Genomic DNA, 20,431 nt, shown 5'->3' with positions numbered 1-20,431 from the left:
GGGGGAACAATGGTACTAAAAAAGAATTATATTGCACGTATGCGAGAAAAAATTGGGCACGAAGGCATGATCTTTGTGTCAGCGTATGGTATTTTATGGAATGAACAGCATGATAAAATTTTACTTGAAAAACGTTGGGACTCTGACGAGGGCTGGGGCTTTCCGGGAGGGTATCTTGAGTATGGTGATTCGCCAATACAGGCGGTTATTCGAGAATTTAAAGAAGAAACCGGCTTGGATGTTGAGGTAGTACGTATGCTTGGTTTGTCTACAAATATTACAGACGAAAATTCATGGGGTGATGCACAAGAAAACATTGGGATTGGCTTTGAAGTGCGGTATCTTGGTGGTTCCTTATGTAAGGACGGTACAGAAACAGTTGATTTAGAATATGTTTCTGTTGTTCCTGAACCAAAAATGTTTGTGCCACAGGCACAAAAAACCATACATAGTGTTTTGACAGAAAATGAAGTGAGTGACAAACCTTGGATTCGCGAACATGGCGAATGACTTAATTTAACATAATTGAAAGAGAGAAAAAATATGGCATTCTTAGAACTCCAGAATATTAAAAAATCATACTACCTAGGTAAGGAAGAATTTCCTGTTCTAAATGGCATTGATTTGTCATTTGACAAGGGAGAGTTTGTTTCGATTCTTGGAGAATCGGGTGGTGGAAAATCTACTTTAATGAACATTATTGGTGGGTTAGACCGTAATTTTGAAGGAATCGTTGAAGTCAACGGTGACAAACTTGACCATAGGCAAGAAAAGAAGCTTGATGTTTATCGCCGTGAAACAATTGGTTATATTTTTCAAAGCTTTAATTTAATTAATTATCAAACTAATTTAGAAAACGTTGAGACAAGTTTGAATATGACAACGTTATCAGCTGCTGAACGTAAAGATCGGGCAAAAGCCTTGTTAACGAAAGTAGGTTTGGCCGATCATCTTCACAAATACCCATCGCAATTATCAGGCGGTCAAAAACAACGTGTTGCTATTGCCCGTGCACTGGCTTCCGACCCGGATATCATGATTGCCGACGAGCCAACCGGAGCACTTGATTCTGTTAATACGACTGAAGTGCTTGAATTACTAAAACAAATTGCTGAAGAGGGCAAACTTGTTATTGTTGTCACTCATTCACAGTCAGTTGCAGAGTATGGAACACGTATTCTACACATGGCTGATGGTAAGATTGACGAAGAAAAGTATTTGAAGGATAAATTTTTAGTGCCGGAAAATACAAAACGTTTAACCTCACGACCTTTGAAATCATCCTCAATTTGGGATATGGCGTTTGACCATTTAAAGTATAAAAAGCTTCAAAATTTTTTAATTATATTAGGCTCAGCAATCGGCGTATTTTCGGTTATAATTTTTTTGGGATTAGGTAATGGTATTAAAGGATATATTGCCAATCAAGTTGACTCTCTTGTTAATCCAAATTATCAGTCTGTTGTTCGTAATACAACTCGGGATAAAGATGCTAGTGCGGCAGAACGTATGCAAGCAACAGCACAAGCCAGGGCAACAAATTATTCGTCTACAACAATGAATAAAGCTATGCTAAATCGTCTAGGCAATGTGCAAGGCGTTGACGAGGTTTATGCCGGTGGTCAGTTTAGTAATGCGGTGTTTACGTATGGTAATGTGAAATCACAACCAGTGCAAATACAATCATGGTCACCACAATTTTCTAAAAAGACAATTAAAGCTGGACATCAAGCAAAATCTGGTGAAGTACTCATTGATCAGGCATACGCTAAAAAAATTCAAAGTAACTATCGGGCACTGATTGGGAAAACAATCTCATTTAGCTATATAGCGTTTGATTCAACAAATCGACCAGTTGTCATTGCTACTTCAGCAAAAATTGCTGGTATGACTGATGGTGGTCAATCAGGCGCAATGTTTATTCAAAATTGGTCAACGATGCAAAATGATTTGAAAAAAAATAATGCAGTAACAGAAGCGAATTATGTTGCAGTTGAAATAAAAGATACCAAAGCGGTAAGTGCAACAATGAAACGTATTAATAAACTACAAAGTAATGGTATGCAAAGTTTTGCTGGTGTATCATTGACTGATATTTTAAGTACCATTAATACAATTACCAGTTTGGCATCATATGTGTTGGCTGCGATTGCTGGTATCTCATTACTCGTTTCAGCTATTATGATCATCGTGACAACCTACATGTCTGTTTCCGAACGTACACGTGAAATTGGTGTGCTTCGTGCGCTTGGCGCCCGCTCTAAAGATATTCGAGGTTTGTTTACAAATGAAGCATTGTTGATAGGAATCATATCAGCAATCGTGGGCATTACGATTGCTTACGTTGGACAAATAGCAATGAATACTGCATTAAATGGGCTAATACATTTCAGTATTGTACAGGTATCAGTTGGTAATGTTATTTTTGCAGTCGTTATTTCGATATTAATTGCATTAATTGCCAGTTTTGTGCCGTCACGACGAGCAGCAAAACTAAATACGATTGATGCTCTAGCTGCTGATTAAACATTAATAAATTAAATTTATCTGTTAAGTGAATAGTGCTTGAAAAAATTTAGTCGCTTGTTAATTAACCATTCATTAATAAAAAGCGGCTTTTTTGTTACAAAAAACATCTGTCACACGATGATTTGATATAATGATTACATGTTATAATATTTTTAAAAAATTATCATTTAAAGAGGAGTTAACGATGCAAATTTTAAAGGAACACGCGAGGCCTTATTTGCGAGATATAATTTTTTCTATTATTGCTGTTGTGATTATGGCGGGGGCGTCTTTATGGCAACCACGTTTGTTGCAGAGCGTTATGAAAGCGATTATTGCTGATGATCAACACAAAGTTATGGTATATGGGGTGCAGTTGATTATTTTAGCAGTAATTGGTTTGATTGCTGGTGTTATTAATACAATTTTTGCAGCCAAAATATCACAAAGTATTGCGGCTGATATACGAGCACATGAGTATCAAAAAATTCAATCCTTTTCATTTAGTAATATTGAAAATTTTTCAGCAGGCAATTTAGTTGTGCGAATGACAAATGATATTAACCAAGTGCAACAATTGATTATGATGGTTTTACAATCTTTAACTCGTATTCCAATACTGTTTATTGGCGCATTTATTTTGGCATTGATCACTTTACCTAAACTTTGGTGGATTGTGGTCTTAATGGTTATTCTCATTGCGTTAGCATCTCAAATTGTTTTTAAACAGATGGGTAAGTATTTTATTCAAATTCAAAATTTAATTGATAAGACAAATACACTAGCTAAAGAAAATTTGCAAGGTGTGCGTGTTGTTAAATCATTTAATCAAGAAACAAATGAGCAACAACGGTTTACTGAAAATTCAAATAATTTAACGGGCGTGACAACGACCATTGGTTATTTGTTTTCCACGATGATTCCGATGTTCATGTTAATTTCTTATTTAGCTATTGGCGCGGCAGTATTATTTGTCGGTCGAGACATTGTACAAAATCCTGATGATTTAGCAGCAATTACATCGTTTATCTCATATTTGATGCAAATATTTTTTGCCATTATGATTGGAGGCATGATGTCAACGTTTGCCTCACGTGGATTTGTATCGCTTGGTCGTATAAAAGAAGTTTTGGATACCAAGGCTGATCTCACTTATAATTCTGATGCACCAGAAAAAAAGTTGTCCGGTGATGTGTCGTTTAAAAATGTATCATTCACTTATCCGGGGGATGAGCAACCAGCTCTTAAAAATATATCCTTTGATGTTACATCTGGAGAAATGATCGGCATTGTTGGGGCTACTGGGTCGGGCAAATCGACTTTAGCACAACTTATTCCGCGATTATATGACCCGACTGATGGCGAAGTACGTGTTGGTGGCGTCAATTTAAAAGAAGTCAACGAAAAATCATTACGATCTACAGTATCATTTGTTTTACAACGGGCTATGTTGTTTAGTGGTAAAATTTCAGATAACTTACGTCAGGGTAAAAAGGCAGCGAGCGATCAAGATTTAAAAAGAGCGGCAGAAATTGCTCAAGCAGCTGAATTTATCGATCAATATGATGATGGTTTTGAGCATCTTGTAGAAGAACGTTCAGCTAATTTTTCAGGTGGTCAGAAGCAACGATTGTCAATTGCCCGTGGTGTTGTGGGTTCACCAAAAATTTTAATTTTAGACGATTCAACCTCTGCTTTGGATGCACGGTCAGAAAAACTTGTTCAGGAGGCGTTAAACAATGAACTTTCTGAAACAACAACTTTTGTCATCGCTGAAAAAATTAGCTCAGTTATTCATGCAGATCGCATATTAGTATTAGACGGTGGAAAATTGGTTGGTATTGGTACACATAAAGAATTATTAACGTCATCACCAATTTATACTGAAATTTATGAAACGCAAAAAGCGAAAAGGGGGTAACTGAACATGACTGATGTCAAACGTGCCATTAAATATTTTGCTAGTTACTTGAAACAATATTGGATCAGTTTAACATTTGTTGTGGTGATAACGATTATTTCAACTTATTTTCAAGTGAAAGCACCATCGTATATGGGAAAAGCAATTACAGAGTTAGCAAATTATCTTGGTCAATATATGAATCCAACCACACGTGCAATTGCCAGTAAAACGCCCTTTTACCACGCACTTGAATCAATGATGTTGTTCTTCGTCTTAACTGCAATTACAATGTTTATCTCGAGCTTTTTATCTTCTCGTGTGTCAGCACAAGCATCTGGGCGTATGCGTATTGGCTTATTTGCAAAACTGCAAAGAATGACAATTAAATATTTTGATACACATCGGGATGGCGAAATACTATCTTTATTTACATCAGATTTAGATAATATTTTTAATGCAATGAACCAAGCAATTTTTCAACTTTTATCTCAGTTTGCTTTATTTGTTGGGATTGTTTGGGTGATGTTTGATCAGAATGTTAAATTAGCATGGGTTACAATGGCTTCAACACCAGTAGCCGTCATTATTGCTTGGGTGATTATTTCTCGTGCACGCCATTTTATTGATGCACAGCAAGATGCAACAGGAAGCATGAATGGCTACATTAATGAACAAATAAATGGTGAAAAAATTATTATCACTCAAGGCCTACAAGAAGAATCAATTGCTGGATTTATGCCTCACAATGAAAAAGTGAAACAAGCAACTTTTAAAGGACAAGTATATTCAGGGATGTTATTTCCTTTGATGCAAGGATTATCTTTGTTGAATTTGGCGATTGTGATTTTTTTTGGATCATGGTTAATCGTTTCTGAAGGTATGGATAAGGCAGTTGGTTTAGGATTAATTGTTGTATTTGTAAACTATTCACAGCAATATTACCAACCAATCACACAAATTACATCAATTTATAACATGCTGCAGCTGGCTGTCACTGGTGCACGCCGGTTGTCAGATGTACATGATCAAGATGAAGAAATTAATCCAGCCGGTGGTCAAAAATTAAGTGCAATAAAATCTGGTGTGACACTAGAAAATATTCATTTTGGCTATACAGCCGATAAAGAAATTTTACATGGTGTGTCAATTCAGGTTGACAAAGGTGAAATGGTAGCCTTAGTGGGACCAACTGGATCAGGTAAAACGACTGTCATGAATTTATTGAATAGATTCTATGATGTTTACGATGGTGCGGTTAAATTTGATGGGGTTGACATACGTCATTTGGATTTGAAGTCGTTACGTGATCATGTCGGTATTGTACTACAGGATTCAGTATTGTTTAGTGGGACTGTTGCTGATAATATCAAATTTGGGGCACCAAAGGCAACGGAAGAAGATATGATAAATGCTGCAAAACAGGCAAATATTCATGAATTTATTGTCTCATTACCGTCAGGTTATCAGACAACAGTAGATGATGAAAATTCGGTATTTTCGACTGGTCAAAAGCAGTTACTTGCGATAGCGCGAACGATTTTAACAAATCCTGCTTTCTTAATTTTGGATGAAGCGACTTCAAACGTTGATACGGTAACTGAGGCACGCATCCAAGCTGCCATGGATAATGTGATTGCTGGCAGGACAAGTTTTGTGATTGCCCATCGTTTGAAAACTATTTTAGGTGCTGATAAAATTGTTGTGCTGAAAGATGGTAAGGTTATAGAACAAGGTTCTCACGAAACATTACTTAGCAAAGGTGGCTTTTATTCTGAATTGTATCATAATCAGATGGTATTTGATTAAACAGAAAATTAAAAGCATGGTGCAACGAAATCGATTAGGGTTGCACCATGCTTTTTGCGTCTACGGGACAATTTTAAATTTATGGTATAATAGCAGTATTGTCATTATGGATTTTCTTTAATGTTCATATAAACTTTGGAGGACACAATGAATATTGGTCTCTTTACGGATACGTATTTCCCACAAGTTAGTGGGGTTGCTACTTCGATTAAAACGTTAAAAGAAGCGCTAGAGGCGCAAGGGCATCAAGTATATATATTTACATCAACTGACCCTAAAATTTCGAAAAATAAATTTGAATCGCACATTTATCGTTTTTCTAGTGTGCCTTATGCTGGATTTAAAGACAGACGGTTGGCTTTTCGAGGATTAATTCAAGCTGTTGAAATTGCAAAATCTCTTCAACTGGATATTATACATACACAAACGGAATTTTCTTTGGGCTTACTAGGAAAATTTGTGGCACGTCAACTTAAAATTCCAGTGGTTCATACATATCATACGATGTATGAAGATTACACCCACTATGTTGCTAGAGGTTTTTTAATTGGACCTAAAGGTGTTGGCACATTGATGAAAGCTTATATGTCGGGAATGGTTGGTGTCATTGCACCATCGCAGCTCGTTCAAGAAACGTTAATACGATATGGCGTTAAAGCACCAATACGTGTTATCCCAACAGGTGTGTCTTTACCAAGCACAGGTGTCGCTCGCCAAGATCTACGTCAAAAATATGGTTTTTCATCAGAAGAACCTATTATTTTGTCGCTTGGTCGCTTAGCTTTTGAAAAAAATGTTGCGTTAACAATATCTGTTTTTTCTGAACTATTACAAACTTGGCCGGAGGCAAGGTTAGTCATTGCTGGAGATGGGCCTGCTAGAAAATCACTTGAGGAACAAGTGAGTGAACTTGCTTTAGAAAAACAAGTCATATTTGCGGGCATGGTGAATCATGATGATATTATTAATTATTATCAAATGAGTAATGTATTTGTTAGTTCTTCAGATACAGAGACACAAGGGTTAACATTCATTGAAGCAATGGCTGCAAATAGACCATTTGTTGCCATACACTCGCCGTATTTAGATAACCTTGTAGATCATGAAGCTATTGGTACGTTAGTGTCTGATTATGATGAATTACTGGCTGGAATTGAAAAATATTTACGTCGTCAGGTTTCAGAATCAGATACAATCATGCGGACTAAAAAAATGAAAGATGTTGATGCAACTACCTTTGCACATCGTGTACTGGATTTTTATAAAACAGTATTAGCTGATTATCATGACACAGATACACCCGATGATGAAAATCCAACAGCTGATGAAGTGGGTTATATGAAGCGTATTTTACGGAATCCATTTAGGAGAAATTAATTGAAAGTTTTACTTTATTTCGAAAATCAAAAATTAATTGCTAAATCAGGTATTGGCCGTGCTTTGAAATTACAGCAACAAGCGTTAGCATGTACTGATATTGAGGTAACAATTAATCCCAAGTGTGTTGATTATGATATATTGCATATTAATACTTATGGTATTAATAGCAAACATATGGTGAGTAAAGCGCATAAAATGGGCAAAAAAGTTATCTATCACGGCCATTCAACGTATGAAGATTTCAGAAATTCATTTACTGGATCCAATATGATCGCACCGCTGTTCAAACATTATCTGGTATCGCTATATCAAACAGCGGATGCCTTGATTACACCGACACCATATTCAAAACAATTATTACGAGGGTATCGACTGAGTCAACCAATAACACCAATATCAAATGGTATTCCATTAGCAAAGTATGCCAAAAGCAACGATAAAGTGAAAACTTTTCGCGAATATTTTAATCTATCTGATGATCAAAAAGTTATTATGAGTGTTGGCCTTTTTTTTGAGCGAAAGGGTATTTTGGATTTTGTTGCATTAGCCAAAAGACATCCAGAGTATTTGTTCATTTGGTTTGGCTATACAGATTTAAGATTGGTACCGAAAAAAATCAGACAGCTAGTGAAGGGAAACCACGTACGAAACCTCATTTTTCCAGGCTATATTACAGGTGATGTCATTCAAGGCGCCTATCAGGGCGCTGATTTATTCCTCTATCCTTCTTATGAAGAAACGGAAGGCATCGTGGTATTAGAGGCACTCGCATCAAGGCAAAAAGTGTTAGTGAGAAATATTCCAGTTTATCATCAATGGCTAGAAGATGGCGTTAACAGCTATCAAGCTAATGATTTAGATGATTTTGACACCAAGATGGTGCAAATTGTAAATAATGAATTACCTGATTTAACTGAGTCGGGATATCAACTGGCAGTGGCCAGAGATTTGCCAGAAATCGGCAAGCAATTACAACAGGTTTATGAAACAGTATTAAAGAGATAGTGCCAGCCAACAAGTGGGGGGAATGATGTCAAAAATCGATAAAATATCAACGATAATCGTAGTTGTATTAACTGCAGTTGTCGTCTATTTTTTAACAAATGAGTTGCACGGTAAAAGTAAACAACTGGCAGCTGCACTTAAGCATTTAGATTGGCGCTGGTTATTTTTTGGTTTGTTAATGATGATTTTATCAATTTTGTTAGAAGCAGCAGCAACTTATGTCATGTTAAATAAGGTTGACCGCAAACAAACTTCAGTATTCTCCTTATTACGTGTCCCCCTACTGAATCTTTTAGGCACGGGTGTCACACCTTTTGCTACTGGCGGACAACCTGCACAATTATTTGGCATGACAAGAGCTGGCATTGAATCTGGTAGAGCACTATCTGTTATTCTTATGAAATTTTTAGTATATCAGGTGGTTGTTGTTTTGTTTTTTATTGTTGCTTATTTTTCAGCAGAGCATTTTATTTATGCGCAAGTAGATCCAACCTTTGCACAATTTATTCCATTTGCAATTGCAATTCATGCTTTTGTTATTCTTGGTATCGCACTAGTGATGTTTTGGCCAGCAATGACGTTACGATTAGTTGACATCATCTCACCATTGACTAAAAAAATGATGTCATCTGAACGTCATGATCGGTTAATTACAAGGATAAAACAAAAAATCCATACTTTTCATGAGGAATCACGTCGTGTTATTAGCAGCTGGGAGTCTCTAGTTGGTGCGAGCATTTTTACTATTTTGCAATTGATTGTTTTTTATATGATTCCGTATTTTGTCATTCGAGCTTTTGGGTACGAAAATGTGAATCCGTGGCTAATTGTCACAATGAACATTATGATTGTAATGGTGATTTCATTATTCCCAATCCCTGGCGGTGTCGGTGGGGCTGAGTTGAGTTTTCAACTGCTTTTTTCGCCCTTTGTCAACAATCCAGCTACAATGATTTTGGTGATTCTATTGTGGCGTTTAATTACATATTACTTTGGTTTATTTGCAGGAATTATTACTTATATGCTGCCAGCCAAAAAAATAAAGGAAGGTCGTTAAAATGGTACTTGAAGAACCACACAGCAGTGATTTAAACCAAATTTTAAATCGTTTGCGTGCTATGATTGATTCAAATGATAGTCAGTATCAATCACGACGATTTGAAGCATTTGGCATTGAAGCATTGCGAGTTGAATATGATCAATTGACTGGAATTTGGACAATTCATGAACATCGTGAAGTCAGACAATTTCAATTTGATAATATTGATTTGGTAGCCATTGAAATATATGATGTCTTACATGATTTTAAATTAATATTCTGAATGTACAATATAAAATAGCAATTGGCATCTCCTTTATTGTTTTTGAATGTCAGTATGTTATGAAGGAAAATAAAATGAAGAACCTCGTAAAAAAAATCCCGAGTCCCAAATTTTTTTGGCGACAAATTAAGCAAACAATGGACACGTCAGCACCACTGGTGTGGTTTTTTGTCCTAAACGTTGTCCTGGTATGGTTTAAAACGTTTGTTAATTATCATATGAATTTTAACCTTGGGGCTGATGGCGCAACGCAGCAGTTTTTACTGTTCTTAAATCCACTGCCTACAGCTATTATATTTTTAAGTATTGCATTATATTTTCGAGGTGCATTAAGTTATTGGATTGCAATTTTGTTTAATTTTATTCAATCATTATGGTTATTTGCTAATGTATTGTATTATCGTGAATTTTCTGATTTTTTGTCCATGGGTATATTAAGTTCTGGTAGTTCAACTGGCAATAATTTAAGTAAATCAATTGCTGCTATTATTCACTGGTCTGACTATATGATTTTTATTGATCTTATTATTCTTGTTGCGCTTGTCGTGTTTAAACAATTAACCATAGACAGGAAGGGTGTGCAGAAACGATTTGCGATTTTAACAACGTTGTTAGGTGTGATTCTAATGTTAGTGGATTATGGTATTGCCTCAACTGATCGTACAGGATTGTTGACACGATCATTTGATAATAATTACATTGTTAAGTATTTAGGACTTAACGAGTACGCTGTTTTCAATGCGGTGCAAACATATAATCAGACTGAAAGTAGAAAACGTGCTAAGCCGGCCGATCTAGCTAAAATTAAGCAATTTGTCTCGACACAGAAAATGCCAGACAATATTCAGTATTATGGCACGCAAAAAGGTAAGAATGTTTTCATGATTCATTTGGAATCCTTTCAACAATTTTTGATAGATTACAAGGTTGAAGGGCGTGAAGTAACGCCAAACCTTAACAAATTTTACCATGATCAAAATACATTGAGCTTTGATAATTTTTATCATCAGGTTGGGCAGGGAAAAACATCTGATGCAGAGATGATGCAAGAAAATTCATTGTATGGTCTTTCAACTGGTTCTGCAATGGTTAAGTATGGTACAAATAATACATTTGAATCATTGCCCGCAATTTTAAATCAGCGTGGCTACACAACTGCTGCTTTTCATGGAGATGTTGCTAGCTTTTGGAATCGCGATAATACTTATAAATCTTTTGGCTATGATTATTTCTTTTCGAAATCATATTATCCGAATGCTAATAAACCGAGTTTTAATGTCGGTTATGGTTTAAAGGACAAAATATTTTTGCAGGACAGTGCGCGTTATTTAGAGCAATTACCACAACCATTTTACGCCAAATTGTTGACTGTAACAAACCACTATCCATATGAATTAGATAAGGAAAATATTGATTTTCCAGCGACTACGACTGGTGATAAAACTGTTGATGGGTATGTACAAACGGCCCATTATTTGGACCAATCATTTGGTGAATTAACTGATTATTTGAAAAAAGCTGGGTTGTATGATAATTCAGTCTTTGTCTTATATGGTGATCATTATGGTATTTCGGAAAATCATCAACCTGCCATTGCACAATTGCTTGGTAAAGAAAAAGTAACAAATTATGATTTAGCACAATTTCAGAAGGTGCCATTTATGATTCATGCAAACGGTTTAAAGGGCGGTATCGATCATACTTACGGTGGTGAGATAGACATGCTACCAACATTATTAGATCTCCTTGGTGTACCAGATGATAATATGACTATGTTTGGGCAAGATATGTTATCTTCGAAATATGAAGGGGTGGTACCATTCCGTGATGGCGATTGGGTAACGCCAACTTATATGAAATATAATAATCAATATTTTAATACGAAGACAGGTGAACAAGTGACTTTGTCATCAGATGCAGCTCTTAAAAAAATGGCCGCACAGACGCAAGATTATGTGGATAAAGTCTTGGCGTATTCAGATTCAGTTATTACGGGTGACTTATTGCGATTTGATGAATCACGCTCTGATTTCCATACAGTCAATAAAAAAGATTTTGATTACAAAAGAAGTTCTGGTTTGGCTAAACTAAAGGCTGCACAACAAACAAATCCGTCAAGTGTATTAGCTAAAAATAAAAATAAATCAACAACAAATTTGTATAAAACAGATGCACCGGAAGTGAATACCTCGTCAACTTCTGACAATCAAAGCAGTGACGCAGACACATCATCAAAATAAAACGAACAAACGATAGAACGTTTGTTCGTTTTATTGTATAATGAAATAAAGTAGACTGAGGAAAAAATTATGCCTGAAAATGTTACAAATCGTGAATTTGAAGTTGTCTCTAAATATCAACCAACTGGAGATCAGCCACAAGCAATCAGTCAATTAGTAAAAGGTATTAATGCCGGTGTCAAAGAACAAATATTACTTGGCGCTACAGGAACGGGGAAAACATTCACGATTTCTAATGTTGTTAAAACTGTTAGAAAACCAACATTAGTTCTCAGTCATAACAAGACTTTGGCTGGACAACTATATAGTGAATTAAAGGAATTTTTCCCAAATAATGCGGTTGAATATTTTGTGTCCTACTATGATTATTATCAACCAGAAGCATATGTGCCTAGCTCCGATACATTTATTGAAAAGGATTCAGCAGTCAATGATGAAATTGATCAATTGCGTAATTCTGCGACTAGTTCGCTCCTATCTCGAAGGGACGTTATAGTTGTAGCCTCGGTTAGCTCAATTTTTGGGCTTGGTGATCCACATCAGTACCAAGAACATGTTATTAATTTACGTGTGGGAAATGAATATGGTCGTGATCAATTGATGCGTGACCTAATTGATGTTCAATTTACACGCAATGATATTGATTTTCATCGTGGCACTTTTCGTGTACGAGGCGATGTCATGGAAATTTTCCCAGCCTCAGAAGATGAATTGGCCTTGCGTGTTGAATTTTTTGGCGATGAAATCGATCGTATTCGTGATATTAACTCATTAACAGGTGAAACGTTAGCAGAGCGTGAGTTTGTCTCAATTTATCCAGCCAAACATTTTATGACTGATGACGATCAGATGAGTGCTGCACTTGCTGGTATTCAACAAGAAATGACTGAACAAGTGAGCCAGTTTGAAACAGAAGGTAAGCTGATTGAAGCACAACGTATTAAGCAAAGGACTGAGTATGATTTGGCCATGCTTGAAGAAATGGGTTTTGTCGGTGGTATTGAAAACTATTCACGTTGGATGGACGGTAGAAATCCAGGCGAACCACCATTTACCCTACTAGATTTTTTTCCGGATGATTTTTTGATTGTAGCTGATGAAAGTCATGTTACAATGCCACAAATTCGTGGGATGTATAATGGCGATCGTGCACGAAAAGAGACTTTAGTGAATTACGGTTTTCGATTACCTTCAGCATTGGATAATCGACCGTTGAAATTGCCAGAGTTCGAAAAACATGTTAATCAAATTATTTATATGTCTGCTACGCCAGGTGATTATGAATTGGAGCGCGTGACTGATAATCATGTTGCTCAGCAAATTATACGACCAACAGGGTTACTTGATCCAGAAATTGAAGTGCGTCCGGTTATGGGACAAATTGATGATTTAGTTGGGGAAATTAATGCGCGTTCAGAAAAGAATGAACGTGTATTCATAACAACGTTGACAAAACGTATGGCAGAAGATCTGACAGATTATCTTAAAAATGTAGGGATCAAAGTTGCATATTTGCATTCTGATATTAAAACGCTTGAGCGTACCGAAATTTTAAGAGATTTACGTTTAGGTAAATACGATGTATTAATTGGTATTAATTTGTTACGTGAAGGTATTGATGTGCCTGAAGTATCTCTAGTTGCTATTTTAGATGCTGATAAAGAGGGATTTTTACGTAATCCCAGATCACTGATACAAACTATAGGGCGTGCTGCACGTAATGCCAATGGACATGTTATTATGTATGCTGATAAAATAACTAGATCAATGCAAGAAGCAATCGATGAAACTGCGAGACGTCGTGAAGTTCAGACGCAGTATAATGCCAAAAATGGGATAATACCAACAACAATCAAAAAAGAAATACGTGATTTAATATCTGTTCGTTCAGTGTCAACAGATGGTAAAACAACAATTGATCTGACTCAAGTTGCTTTTAAAGACCTACCTCAAGATGAACAACAAAATATTATTGCTAATATGGAAGGACAAATGAAAGCTGCAGCTAAGGCTTTGGATTTTGAAGAAGCAGCGCAATTGCGCGACAGTGTGATGACGTTAAAAGCATTATTATAAGTCGGATTAATTTGTCGGTTACTCGTGTCGTTATAATGACGATAGTATCAAAAAAATTTAGATAAGGAAATGCAATTGTAGTATATTTAAAATAATATATTGATTACAATTGCCTTAAATACATGGCAAAAACTAATATTGAAATACGTGGCGCGCGCGCGCAAAATTTAAAAAATATTGACGTTGACATTCCAAAAGACAAACTAACAGTAGTGACTGGTTTGTCTGGGTCGGGGAAATCTTCTTTAGCATTTGACACGCTTTATGCGGAGGGACAACGTCGCTATGTTGAGAGTTTATCATCTTATGCACGTCAGTTTCTAGGGCAAATGGATAAACCTGATGTTGATTCAATAGATGGTTTATCACCTGCTATCTCAATTGATCAAAAAACAACATCTAATAATCCGCGATCAACAGTTGGGACGGTCACTGAAATTAATGATTATTTCCGATTGCTATATGCACGTGTTGGTCGACCAGAAGATCCACAAGACGGCACCAAAATTATGACAACAATTGATCAAATGGTTGCGTCTGTTTTCCAACAGCTAACGATTGGTGTGCGGTTATTAATATTTGCACCAATTATTAGCGGCAAACGTGGGTCACATGAAACAGCTTTCGAAAATATGCGAAAGCAAGGTTATATTCGCGCGCGTGTTGATGGTGAAATAGTAGAAATTGATACGCAAGATACGCATTTGAATAAAAATAAGTCACATGATATTGATGTGATGATTGATCGGATTGTATTACGTGCCGACTCGCGTTCACGTTTATTTGATTCGATAGAATCAGCTATTCGATTGACAGGTGGCTTAGTTCAATTGGATGTTATCACGCGTGATGGCGAACAGAAGATAGCACCTTTGAAATTTTCTGATCATTATCTTGGTAAATTGCAAGATTTTAGAGTTGGCCGGTTGGAACCAAGATTATTTAGTTTTAATGCGCCACTTGGTGCGTGTCAAGTATGCCAAGGGCTGGGTGTCACACGTGAAGTCGATATTGATCTAGTTGTTCCTGATGTCACCAAAACACTACGTGAAGGGACAATAGCACCGTGGAACCCCATTTCATCAAATTACTATCCAGAAATGTTGCGACAGTTTGCCGAACAGTATAACATTGATTTGGATACGCCGTTCGAATCACTGCCAAAATCACATCAGGAGTTGCTTCTAAATGGCTCAGGGACTAATGATTTTCATTTTCATTATCAAAATGATTTTGGTGGTGTGCGCGATGTAGACATCCCATTTGAAGGCGTAATTAATAATGTTTCGCGACGTTTCAATGAAACAAATTCAGATTATACACGTGATCAAATGTCTAAGTATATGACGGCATTAACTTGTCAAGCATGTGACGGTTATCGTTTAAACGAAGCTGCGCTCTCAGTTAAGATTAATGGGCATCATATAGGCGAAGTCTCTGAAATGTCTGTTGATAAAGAATTGATTTTTTTTGATGGCATTATTTTAGGACAACAAGATACAATAATTGCTAAGCCAATACTTAAAGAGATAAAAGACCGATTAGGATTTTTGGAAAGTGTTGGGTTAAAATATTTGACGCTGTCACGTTCAGCGCGCACGCTTTCTGGTGGTGAGTCCCAACGTATTCGTTTAGCAACACAAATTGGTTCTAATTTATCTGGTGTTTTATATGTGCTGGATGAACCTTCGATTGGTTTACATCAACGCGACAATGATATGTTACTTCAATCTATGCGGCATATGCGTGATTTAGGCAATACATTAGTGGTTGTTGAGCATGATGAAGATACAATGCTTGCTGCAGATTACTTAATTGATGTTGGACCTGGTGCAGGAACACTCGGGGGTGAAATAGTCGCTACAGGGACACCATTGGAGGTTGCTAGTAATGAAAGTTCATTAACTGGTCAGTACCTTTCTGGAAAGCAATTCATACCAGTACCTACTGAGAGGCGTAAGGGCCATGGTACCTATATTACAATCAAAGGGGCTAAGGAAAACAATCTTAAAAATGTGACCGCTAAATTCCCGTTAGGTAAATTCGTGGCAGTGACCGGGGTCTCTGGTTCAGGAAAGTCAACACTCGTCAATCAAATCTTAAAACGTGCTTTGAAACAGAAGTTGAATAATAATTCAGAGAAGCCTGGTAAGTACAAGAGTATTGATGGTGTTGAAAATATTGAGCAGGTTGTTGACATTGATCAATCCCCAATTGGACGTACACCACGTTCTAATCCAGCGACGTATACAGGCGTGTTTGATGATATTCGTGATTTATTTGCGCAAACAAATGAAGCTAAAATGAGAGGATATAATAAAGGGCGTTTTTCATTTAATACGAAGGGTGGCCGTTGTGAGAATTGCCGTGGTGATGGTGTCATCAAAATTGAAATGAATTTTTTGCCAGATGTATATGTAACTTGTGAAGTTTGTGACGGGACACGTTATAATTCTGAGACACTTGAAGTCATGTATAAAGGATTCAATATTTCTCAAATTCTAGATATGTCAGCTTCTCGAGCATTAGAATTTTTTGCGCCTATTCCTAAAATTGCTCGTAAACTTCAAACAATTAATGATGTTGGCCTAGGATACATTAGATTAGGACAATCGGCTACGACATTGTCGGGTGGCGAAGCACAGCGTATGAAGTTAGCATCTGAATTGCATCGTCGCACAAATGGTAAAACGATGTATATATTGGATGAACCAACGACCGGTTTGCATGTTGACGATATTTCTCGTCTACTTGTGGTTTTACAGCGGTTAGTTGATTTAGGAAATACAGTTATAGTGATAGAACATAACTTAGATGTCATTAAGTCTGCTGATTGGGTAATTGATATGGGTCCCGAAGGCGGCGAAGGCGGGGGTAAGATTTTGGTGACCGGCACACCAGAAAAAATTATTAAAAACGATGTGTCATATACAGGAAAATATTTACAAACTATTATGGCACGTGATTTGTCACGTGCAGCGGCATTAAAATAACATAAAAAGCATCTATGAGTCAATAAAACTGATCATAGATGCTTTTAAACTAAATGTATAGATTATTTAGAAATTTTAACCTGTTTGGCTAAATCATGAATAGCCTTCAATGCGCGTTTGCGCGTCTTGATGTTTGGACTCTTTAGTTTACGAGCTGCTGAAGCAATGTCTAACTTTTCTGTCATGATAGGAGATCTCCAATTTGATTTTTTCGCAAATAGGGACGGTGTTAAATGTGATGATACAATTGACATTTACACTAGCAATCTTACTTACAATATATAAGTATACCTATTTTTTAAAAAATGTAAACATCCTTCTAAAATATGCGTTAAAATAATAATAAGAAATTTTAAGAAAGTAAATGTGTTTTTATTTCTAATTACAATGATGACGGTAGAAAAATTATGTTCATACCGTTTTGGTTGAAAAAATTAAACACTTCAATAAATATGCCAAATAGACCAAAAATTGTTATTATTGGCGGCGGTTCAGGTTTGCCAGTTATTATTAAGCCACTAGTTAAAAAGAACATCGATCTCACGGCAATTGTTACAGTTGCAGATGATGGTGGATCTAGTGGGTTGTTACGAAATTATATTAATATTGTGCCACCAGGTGACATTCGAAATATTCTTGTTGCAATGTCCCATGTTGACCCCGAAATTACACAAGTCATGCAGTATCGTTTTGATGCCAAAGATGATTTTTTTGCTAAGCATGCAGTTGGGAATTTAATCATTGCAGCTATGACAGAAATGCATGGTAATATTTTTGATGCTGTGCAACATTTGGCTCGTTTTATGAATGTACGCGGTCGAATTTATCCAGTCTCTAATGAACCCTTAGTACTACATGCTGAATTTAAAAATGGGGATATTATTGCAGGAGAAGCAGAAATTACGCATGCTCACAAAACAATTGATCATGTCTGGGTAACTGGTGATGAACCAGGCGAAGAACCAAAAGCAGCACCAGAAGTAGTTGAGGCAATTATAAGTGCGGATATGATTGTGTATGGGCCGGGAAGTCTATTCACCTCTATTTTACCTAACGTTGTGGTCCCAGAAGTTAGTGCAGCCCTGCGTATTACAAAGGCAAAACAGGTATATATTTCTAATATAATGACACAAAAAGGTGAAACAGATGCCTATACTGATGCACAACATTTATTAGCTTTGAATTCGCATATTGGCGCACCTGTAATAGATTATGTTGTTGCCAATAATGCGGTTGTGCCAAATGATTTTGTTGATTTCCAAAAATGGGATGAAATTTCTAATCAGGTTAAACTGGATGAGGCTGCTGTTAGTGTGCAGGGGGCCGTACAAATAGCTGGTGATTTCTTGCAATTACGTGATGCAGGCGCATTTCATGATGGTGAAAAAATAATGAAAGAATTATTACAAATTTTGGAGCGGAAATAATGTCATACGCAGCAGATGTTAAAAAAGAATTAACGGGGTTACTGGTTCATAACGGCAATGCCAAAGCAGAACTGTCTGCATTAATGCGAATGAATGGCGTAAGCACATTAGGAATAGATCAAACAGTGTCTGTTCAAACAGAAAATGCAGCCATTGCGCGTCGTATATATACATTACTGACACAAAATTATGCGGACATTATTGTTGAAGTTAGAGTAGCCGATCATAATCACATGTCGCAACATAAATCATATGGTGTGCTACTCAAAAATAAAGTGACTGAAGTAATGACTGATTTGGGCGTTGATCCATTTGGTTTGCACCCGGAAATTCCAGCACGTATTCTGAATCAAGTAGATAAGCGACGGTCGTTTTTACGTGGCGCTTTTTTAGCAGCTGGATCCGTTAATTCGCCAGAAAAAGCAAACTATCATTTGGAAATTTTCACGACACATGAAGAATTGGCGGAACAATTGCTAAATATCATGAAAGAGTTTGATTTACCGGCTAAAATAACTGATCATTCAGGTGGTTTTATTGTCTATATTAAACGTGCAGAAAAAATAGTTGATTTTCTTTCAACTATTGGGGCCATGCAAACAATGTTGCGTTTTGAAGATATTCGTATGATGCGTGATATGCGTAATTCAGTCAATCGTATGACCAATGCAGAAATGGCGAATATTCAAAAAACCGCAGATGCAGCGAGTAAACAAGTGCAGCAAATATTATTTATTGCAAATGAAATTGGCGATTTAGATTTGTTGCCCAAAAAAATACGCGATATTGCCAAATTGCGATTAGAATATCCTGATGATTCCTTAGCAGAGTTAGGTGAGCGTTTAGAAATTAGTAAATCTGGTGCTAATCATCGTATGCGTAAAATAAAAGAACTTGCCCAAATGATTCAGAATGATATTCAATATGATTTAACAAAATTATAAAATAAATTTTAGCACTCTACACCTGTTTGTGCTAAAATAGTAATAAGCACATATGCTTATTTTAGGTAAGCGTATGTGGCAACACAATAATTTGAAAATTAAAGGAGCCTAACAACTATGTGGCCAGGAGTTATAGAACAAACAGCTAACGGACGTGAAAGTTATGATTTACCTTCACGGTTGCTAAAAGATCGTATTATTTTGGTTCAAGGTGAAGTTGAAGACAGTATGGCAACTTCAATTGTTGCACAATTACTCTTTTTAGAAGCCCAAGATCCTACAAAAGAAATTTCAATGTATATTAATTCACCAGGTGGTTCTGTTACGGCTGGCCTTTCAATTACAGACACGATGAATTTTATTAAAGCACCAGTGACAACAATTGTTATGGGCTTAGCCGCTTCAATGGGTACAATCATTGCGAGTTCTGGTGAAAAAGGGCATCGGTTTATGTTACCAAATGCTGAGTACTTGATTCATCAGCCTATGGGTGGTGCAGTTGGTGGTACACAACAAACTGATATGGCCATTATTGCTGATCAGTTGACTAAAACACGTGCTAAGTTAAATAAAATTTTAGCTGATGCATCTGATAAGGATTTAGAAACAATTGCTCATGATACAGAGCGTGATAATTGGATGAGTGCTGAGGAAACCTTGGCGTATGGCTTTATTGATGGTATTCTATCAAAAGCAGGCGAAAAGCCAATAACAAAGTAAGTTGCAGTAAAAAAATTATTGTGATGTTTAATTTAATTGGTTCATTTTGATTATTTAGCTCTGAATACTGTTCTCGTATTCAGAGCTTTTTTACTATAAAATATATC

Annotated in this window: 15 protein-coding genes; 14 read left to right on the top strand and 1 reads right to left on the bottom strand. The window is 36.5% G+C overall.

Annotated elements, in window-relative coordinates; all coding sequences use genetic code 11:
- The first annotated feature begins 9 nt into the window (after positions 1-9).
- From EUI_RS0100475 to uvrA, 11 genes are all read left to right on the top strand, one after another.
- Complete coding sequence (locus tag EUI_RS0100475; protein WP_010015324.1) at positions 10-510, top strand: NUDIX domain-containing protein; 501 nt, start codon at positions 10-12, stop codon at positions 508-510.
- A gap of 33 nt (positions 511-543) precedes the next feature.
- A complete protein-coding gene (locus EUI_RS0100470; protein ID WP_010015323.1) occupies positions 544-2,526 on the top strand; it encodes an ABC transporter ATP-binding protein/permease in 1,983 nt (660 codons plus the stop codon).
- Positions 2,527-2,713: 187 nt separating this feature from the next.
- Positions 2,714-4,429 carry an ABC transporter ATP-binding protein gene (locus tag EUI_RS0100465; RefSeq protein ID WP_010015322.1) on the top strand — a complete coding sequence of 572 codons (1,716 nt, stop codon included), beginning with the start codon at positions 2,714-2,716 and terminating at the stop codon, positions 4,427-4,429.
- Positions 4,430-4,435: 6 nt separating this feature from the next.
- Positions 4,436-6,217, top strand: a complete 1,782-nt coding sequence (locus tag EUI_RS0100460; RefSeq protein WP_010015321.1) for an ABC transporter ATP-binding protein — start codon at positions 4,436-4,438, stop codon at positions 6,215-6,217.
- Positions 6,218-6,364: 147 nt separating this feature from the next.
- Entirely contained in the window at positions 6,365-7,594 is a 1,230-nt protein-coding gene (locus EUI_RS0100455) for a glycosyltransferase family 4 protein (protein ID WP_010015320.1), read from the top strand.
- On the top strand, positions 7,595-8,602 hold the full coding sequence (locus EUI_RS0100450) for an LTA glycolipid anchor biosynthesis glycosyltransferase, IagA/BgsA family (protein WP_010015319.1): 1,008 nt from the start codon (positions 7,595-7,597) through the stop codon (positions 8,600-8,602).
- Positions 8,603-8,627: 25 nt separating this feature from the next.
- Positions 8,628-9,659: a lysylphosphatidylglycerol synthase transmembrane domain-containing protein gene (locus EUI_RS0100445; protein ID WP_010015318.1), complete on the top strand. Its 1,032-nt coding sequence runs from the start codon at positions 8,628-8,630 to the stop codon at positions 9,657-9,659.
- A gap of 1 nt (position 9,660) precedes the next feature.
- Positions 9,661-9,924 (top strand): YkuJ family protein, encoded by a 264-nt coding sequence (locus EUI_RS0100440; RefSeq protein ID WP_010015317.1) that lies wholly within the window; start codon positions 9,661-9,663, stop codon positions 9,922-9,924.
- A gap of 74 nt (positions 9,925-9,998) precedes the next feature.
- On the top strand, positions 9,999-12,164 hold the full coding sequence (locus tag EUI_RS0100435; protein ID WP_010015315.1) for an LTA synthase family protein: 2,166 nt from the start codon (positions 9,999-10,001) through the stop codon (positions 12,162-12,164).
- A gap of 69 nt (positions 12,165-12,233) precedes the next feature.
- Positions 12,234-14,240 (top strand): excinuclease ABC subunit UvrB, encoded by a 2,007-nt coding sequence (gene uvrB / locus EUI_RS0100430; protein WP_010015313.1) that lies wholly within the window; start codon positions 12,234-12,236, stop codon positions 14,238-14,240.
- Positions 14,241-14,362: 122 nt separating this feature from the next.
- The gene (uvrA, locus tag EUI_RS0100425) at positions 14,363-17,233 is read left to right on the top strand and encodes an excinuclease ABC subunit UvrA (protein WP_010015311.1); all 2,871 of its coding nucleotides are present in this window, start codon (positions 14,363-14,365) and stop codon (positions 17,231-17,233) included.
- A 62-nt stretch (positions 17,234-17,295) separates the two neighbouring features.
- Here uvrA and EUI_RS10530 read toward each other — a convergent pair whose 3' ends face one another.
- A complete protein-coding gene (locus EUI_RS10530; protein WP_010015310.1) occupies positions 17,296-17,418 on the bottom strand; it encodes a putative metal homeostasis protein in 123 nt (40 codons plus the stop codon).
- 267 nt (positions 17,419-17,685) lie between these two features.
- Between EUI_RS10530 and EUI_RS0100415 the strand changes: the two genes are divergently transcribed.
- The 3 genes from EUI_RS0100415 (at position 17,686) to EUI_RS0100405 (ending at position 20,324) form a co-directional block, all read left to right on the top strand.
- On the top strand, positions 17,686-18,660 hold the full coding sequence (locus EUI_RS0100415) for a gluconeogenesis factor YvcK family protein (protein ID WP_014947678.1): 975 nt from the start codon (positions 17,686-17,688) through the stop codon (positions 18,658-18,660).
- Positions 18,660-19,604, top strand: a complete 945-nt coding sequence (gene whiA, locus EUI_RS0100410; RefSeq protein ID WP_010015308.1) for a DNA-binding protein WhiA — start codon at positions 18,660-18,662, stop codon at positions 19,602-19,604. Before EUI_RS0100415 ends, whiA begins: the two co-directional genes overlap by 1 nt.
- Before the next feature lie 117 nt (positions 19,605-19,721).
- Positions 19,722-20,324: an ATP-dependent Clp protease proteolytic subunit gene (locus EUI_RS0100405; RefSeq protein ID WP_010015307.1), complete on the top strand. Its 603-nt coding sequence runs from the start codon at positions 19,722-19,724 to the stop codon at positions 20,322-20,324.
- Positions 20,325-20,431: the final 107 nt, after the last annotated feature.

This window comes from Leuconostoc gelidum subsp. gelidum KCTC 3527 (genome assembly GCF_000166715.1).
Classification (GTDB): Bacteria; Bacillota; Bacilli; order Lactobacillales; family Lactobacillaceae; genus Leuconostoc; species Leuconostoc gelidum.
Note: the sequence above shows the minus strand (reverse complement) of the source record. Positions and strands in the feature narration are given on the sequence as shown.

Bases quoted from the DNA above. Each gene is read 5' to 3' on its own strand.
- EUI_RS0100435 (WP_010015315.1), top strand. From the start codon at position 9,999: ATGAAGAACCTCGTAAAAAAAATCCCGAGTCCCAAATTTTTTTGGCGA.
- EUI_RS0100415 (WP_014947678.1), top strand. From the start codon at position 17,686: ATGCCAAATAGACCAAAAATTGTTATTATTGGCGGCGGTTCAGGTTTG.
- EUI_RS0100445 (WP_010015318.1), top strand. From the start codon at position 8,628: ATGTCAAAAATCGATAAAATATCAACGATAATCGTAGTTGTATTAACT.
- EUI_RS0100465 (WP_010015322.1), top strand. From the start codon at position 2,714: ATGCAAATTTTAAAGGAACACGCGAGGCCTTATTTGCGAGATATAATT.
- EUI_RS0100475 (WP_010015324.1), top strand. From the start codon at position 10: ATGGTACTAAAAAAGAATTATATTGCACGTATGCGAGAAAAAATTGGG.
- EUI_RS0100470 (WP_010015323.1), top strand. From the start codon at position 544: ATGGCATTCTTAGAACTCCAGAATATTAAAAAATCATACTACCTAGGT.
- EUI_RS10530 (WP_010015310.1), bottom strand. From the start codon at position 17,418: ATGACAGAAAAGTTAGACATTGCTTCAGCAGCTCGTAAACTAAAGAGT.
- EUI_RS0100440 (WP_010015317.1), top strand. From the start codon at position 9,661: ATGGTACTTGAAGAACCACACAGCAGTGATTTAAACCAAATTTTAAAT.
- EUI_RS0100455 (WP_010015320.1), top strand. From the start codon at position 6,365: ATGAATATTGGTCTCTTTACGGATACGTATTTCCCACAAGTTAGTGGG.
- EUI_RS0100460 (WP_010015321.1), top strand. From the start codon at position 4,436: ATGACTGATGTCAAACGTGCCATTAAATATTTTGCTAGTTACTTGAAA.
- uvrB (WP_010015313.1), top strand. From the start codon at position 12,234: ATGCCTGAAAATGTTACAAATCGTGAATTTGAAGTTGTCTCTAAATAT.
- whiA (WP_010015308.1), top strand. From the start codon at position 18,660: ATGTCATACGCAGCAGATGTTAAAAAAGAATTAACGGGGTTACTGGTT.
- EUI_RS0100405 (WP_010015307.1), top strand. From the start codon at position 19,722: ATGTGGCCAGGAGTTATAGAACAAACAGCTAACGGACGTGAAAGTTAT.
- uvrA (WP_010015311.1), top strand. From the start codon at position 14,363: ATGGCAAAAACTAATATTGAAATACGTGGCGCGCGCGCGCAAAATTTA.